The following is a 4,305-nucleotide window of genomic DNA, read 5'->3' as shown; positions in this document are numbered from 1 at the left end:
GACATGCTTTGGCTTTGACCGCTTCCATAACTGTCGGGATGGTGGTGGGAGTCTTAAGCATATACCTATTCACTGGTTTGTTCCACTTTGATAAGACCTTGACCTATAGCTTGATGGCCCGTTCAATATCGACACCATTTGCGTTAGACTTATCTGAAAAAATTCACGGATCTTCCTCTTTAGTCTCATTGTTTACTTTGATCACAGGGATGGTGGGAATGATTTTAGGGGATATGATTTTGACTTTTTTTCGTATTCGCTCACATCTTGCAAATGGAATCGCATTTGGTAATGCATCACACGGTCTTGGTACAGCCCGGGCAAGTCAGCGCAATGAGGACGAGGGCGTTATAGCTAGTTTAACAATGGTTTTAGCGGGATTGTTTATGGTATTCTTAGGCCCTTCATTAATACATGGCGTAATGTTATTTGGGCAAGTTTAAACAAATATAGTCAATCCAACTTAAAGTTGTAACAGCAGACATTGCTGAATAAGTGATTTAGATTATTCTCACCCCAGCCTTGCCTGAGCGTTTTTACTTCAGCCCACTTCTTCTCAATAAGATTTAAATCAGGACTGTAAGGCGGTAGCCATAGAATACGGTGACCATGTCGGTTTAATAGCTTTTTGATACGTTTGTTCTTATGAAATCTGGTACTCGAGCATAGCTCTCCCCTTGCACTCGGGCAAAGCAGTGCTTTGCTTTATCCTCGCTTTCATGGCAGCTTCTACGCCGGATTTACTACAGCCCAAACGAGCAGCTCTTTCATAGTAGTAAGCGTCAGGATAGTCAGTAATGTCTTGTTTTAGGGCATCATTAGATATTTTGCGCGGTGCTCTGACGATGGGCTTGATACTGATGTCTTTTTTCCAGTTAATAATGGTGGTGGGACTCATATCATAAAGCTTGGCTGCGGTGCGCACGCTCATGCCTTGTTCAAGAGACTGTAGTACCTTTTTACGAAGGGTAATGGGGTATGTCATGGTAATTAGCGAGCTGGAATTTAGAATTATCGTAACAGTTCTTGGTAGGGTTTACTATACTTTGAATTATCACAGGTAAAGACAAGGTATTAGCTGATTTGAAATTCTAAAGAGATTTTTGCAACTATAAATAGGAGTTATATGATGAGCGAAGCTATTAATCCACAAGACATTGATCCACAAGACATACAACACAAATTTGAGCGTTGGTCTGCTCTACAGTCAAAATTATTACAGGCGCAGCAAGATTGGAGAGAGGCAGAAGCGCTACTGTCTGAGGTACAAGAGTATTATTTAAGTCCGCAGTGGATACAAGATCGTGAGGCTGATGTCACGATTAAGCACTCTGGTGAGGCTCATTCTATCTTTAGCGAAGACGGTATTTGGAATGCGATGACAGAGCATCAAGAGCAGGCGATTACTTGGATGCGCTTAGGGTTGGACGCTATCGACAAGTAGATCAAGGCGTTAGCACTTAGTGATTATCGGCCTGCGCGTTTGTTAGTGTTTATCAGATAAACGCCGCTTTACAAACCAACCAATAATAATGACAACGATAAGGATGCCAATACCTGTCGAGTAAGGGGCGAGCGTCGATTCAATAACCTCGTAGTTTTGGCCCATATAGTAACCCGCGAACGTCAGACCTGTCGTCCAAATGCTTGCACCAAGTGCGGAGAGCCCCAAAAACGGTAGCATCGGCATATTATTCATACCGGCAGGAATCGAGATGAACGAGCGGATACCAGGCACCATACGACCAAAGAATACCGCTTTTTTACCGTGCTTATCGAACCACTCATTGGTAGCTTTGATATCGTCAGGTTTTACAAAAACAAATTTGCCATATTTTTTGGTTAAGGCTATCAAGCGCTCTTCATTAAACACGCGGCCTAAATAGTACAGCGGTAACGCACCAAGTACCGCGCCAAGCGTCCCTGCTAGTATGGCAAGTATGAGATTAAGCTCACCATTTGAGGCGGCAAACCCAGCAGCAGGCATAATAACCTCGGAGGGAATAGGCGGAAAGACGTTTTCGGCAAACATGGCAAAGATAATGCCAAAGTAGCCAAACTTCGCCGTGATAGAGAGTACCCAGTCACTGATTTGACCCATAAAAAACCTTTATAATAGAATGAACAATACTGCTGCTAAGTCGAATCTTTAGGCAAAAGATACTAGCTCATCAGTGGTTTTTCAATTTAGAAGGTTTTACGCGCTGTGCAAGTTTCGTTAACGTATATCTAAATCATCAGCGTAGGCAAATAGCGCCGGCGCGCCTCCGGTATGCCAAAATAAGATGTTATCGGTTGCTTTGATTTGCTCGGTGGGTATCATTACATTGGGATTCTAGCCATTCGCTTAATTTAATAATATCATCCTGATTATTCCTTAATTCCTTGCAAACGAAGTAAAAGTTATCCCCTGTTAGAAATTCATGCATTGGAACTCTAACGATATTTTGTTTATAAGCATCATCCTGCATCATATAATTATTGGTAAGAGTAATACCCAGATTGTACCGTGCGGCTTCTATCGCTAATAGTACATGACTAAAATGATTTATCTTTATATCGCTTGGTAATTCAAATCCGCCTGCCTTACACCATCGCAGCCAATCCTCCGCTGTATTCTCGCTCGTATCTGCATATCTCACAGACAATATTGGATGCCGCCACAATGCGTCAGGAAGGGGTTTATCTCTTATTTTCTCCCAAAGCTTTTGACCACAAACAGGATATAAAGTTTCAGCAAATAAAAACTTACTGATGAAAGCATGTGGAGGAGGATCGACGGTGATATAACAATCGGCCCTTTGCTCATTATAATCAGAGGGATGATTAACCATATCTAAAGTAAGTTCTATTTCTGGATACTGTCTATAGAAGTCTTCTAGTCGAGGAATCAACCAATTCACTGCGACTGAACTGTACAGAGCTAAGCGTATACGCCCAGGTTTTCCATGTTTAATAATCTGACTACTATCTGAAAGTAGACCCAATGCGCCACTCACATCTGTGAAATAACGCTCACCAACCTCTGTCAACGAAAAGGTCCGGCCTTGCCTGTAAAACATTGCTTCCCCAAGATACTCTTCAAGGATGCGTATTTGGTGACTCACGGCACTTTGTGTCACATTGAGGCTTTCTGCTGCTTTTGAAAAGCTGTTAAGCCGTGCAACGGACTCGAAGCACTGTATTGCACGCAGCGGTGGTAAATCCATTATTACCTCAGGTAATACTAAATATGTTTTATATCATTATACATCATACTCTTACTTGAATATACTGCCTGACAGATCGTTAAATCAGCATGAACCCATTGGGGTTTTAACAGTTTCTGAATTCTGAATAGGGCGGGGAGGCTAAAAATGCCAAAGATGAGTGTTGCATTTGCCATGACGCTATTGGTACTAGGAAATATCATTGCGGTCTTCTCAGACACCTTGATAAAGGCCTTGCCCTCTGAGACGGCGGTATATCAATTTATCCTGTTTCGTCAATGCACAGCGGTTTTAATGCTGTTGCCATTTTGCTTAATTAATAAAAAGAACAAGTTATTCAGTAATATAAAATGGCACTTTGTTCGTAGTCACGTGTGGTTATTGGGTGTGATATTTATGGTACTGTCTCTTCAAGCACTGCCTCTTGCGACTGCGAATGCTATTTTTTATGCCGCCCCTTTATTTGTATTACCACTGGGTTTTTTATTTTATAAAGACAGATTAAACTTTCCGACTATCGCAGCCTCTATATTAGGTTTTGCTGGTATCCTCGTTATTGTACAACCGAAACAGATCAATTTAGGGGCGGTGTTTGCCCTTATAGTGGCGGTAACCATGGCGCTAAACAATCTGTTAGTTCGTAAACTTCCACAACATCATACTGTCTATCAAACGCTACTTTTGACCAATTTATTAGGAATCCCATTCGCGCTTGGTTTGGCTATTTGGGAAGGACAGCCATTTGATTGGCGCTCATTGATTACGGCCGCCAGTTCAAATGTATTCATTTTGATTTATGCAGGTATATGCGTACAGGTGTATCGACACATTGAAGCGTACAAAGTCTCTAGTGCGGAATACTCAGGTTTAATAGGGGCGGTGGTGGTTGGAATCATATGGTTTAATGAAGTACCAAATATGACTTTGTTAGTAGGGTCTGCGCTGATTATCCTACCTTTGATATGGCTAGCTACTCTCGAATCTATGAGGTTTAGACAAAAAACTGGGTAGGATAATAGCTTTTAAAACCTAATCAATCTGATGTGTCATAAATAATAAGAAATAATAAAAGTTATGAATAAGACTAAAATGTTAT

7 protein-coding genes are annotated in these 4,305 nt (G+C 41.4%); 3 read left to right on the top strand and 4 right to left on the bottom strand.

Features of this window, described 5'->3' with window-relative positions; translation table 11 throughout:
* On the top strand, positions 1 to 443 hold a 443-nt coding region (locus tag ACT3SX_RS14185), incomplete at its 5' end, for an LrgB family protein (protein ID WP_444761802.1).
* A 10-nt stretch (positions 444 to 453) separates the two neighbouring features.
* Here the strand turns inward: ACT3SX_RS14185 and ACT3SX_RS14180 are convergent.
* Together ACT3SX_RS14180 and ACT3SX_RS14175 are read right to left on the bottom strand one after the other, a co-directional pair.
* Entirely contained in the window at positions 454 to 600 is a 147-nt protein-coding gene (locus ACT3SX_RS14180; RefSeq protein ID WP_367651957.1) for a transposase, read from the bottom strand.
* 43 nt (positions 601 to 643) lie between these two features.
* Positions 644 to 985: an IS630 transposase-related protein gene (locus ACT3SX_RS14175; protein WP_058025959.1), complete on the bottom strand. Its 342-nt coding sequence runs from the start codon at positions 983 to 985 to the stop codon at positions 644 to 646.
* Positions 986 to 1,126: 141 nt separating this feature from the next.
* On the opposite strand from ACT3SX_RS14175, the gene ACT3SX_RS14170 reads away from it, so the two are divergent.
* Positions 1,127 to 1,444 carry a DUF4298 domain-containing protein gene (locus tag ACT3SX_RS14170; protein WP_226945179.1) on the top strand — a complete coding sequence of 106 codons (318 nt, stop codon included), beginning with the start codon at positions 1,127 to 1,129 and terminating at the stop codon, positions 1,442 to 1,444.
* Between the two features lie 42 nt (positions 1,445 to 1,486).
* Here ACT3SX_RS14170 and ACT3SX_RS14165 read toward each other — a convergent pair whose 3' ends face one another.
* On the bottom strand, positions 1,487 to 2,101 hold the full coding sequence (locus tag ACT3SX_RS14165) for a DedA family protein (protein ID WP_058025961.1): 615 nt from the start codon (positions 2,099 to 2,101) through the stop codon (positions 1,487 to 1,489).
* A 187-nt stretch (positions 2,102 to 2,288) separates the two neighbouring features.
* Positions 2,289 to 3,209: a LysR substrate-binding domain-containing protein gene (locus ACT3SX_RS14160; protein ID WP_087041102.1), complete on the bottom strand. Its 921-nt coding sequence runs from the start codon at positions 3,207 to 3,209 to the stop codon at positions 2,289 to 2,291.
* 147 nt (positions 3,210 to 3,356) lie between these two features.
* Between ACT3SX_RS14160 and ACT3SX_RS14155 the strand changes: the two genes are divergently transcribed.
* Complete coding sequence (locus tag ACT3SX_RS14155; protein WP_442440180.1) at positions 3,357 to 4,220, top strand: DMT family transporter; 864 nt, start codon at positions 3,357 to 3,359, stop codon at positions 4,218 to 4,220.
* The last annotated feature ends 85 nt before the right edge of the window (positions 4,221 to 4,305 follow it).

Origin of the sequence: Psychrobacter sp. AOP31-B2-9, assembly GCF_052378005.1 — a bacterium.
Taxonomy (GTDB): Bacteria; Pseudomonadota; Gammaproteobacteria; order Pseudomonadales; family Moraxellaceae; genus Psychrobacter.
Note: the sequence above shows the minus strand (reverse complement) of the source record. Positions and strands in the feature narration are given on the sequence as shown.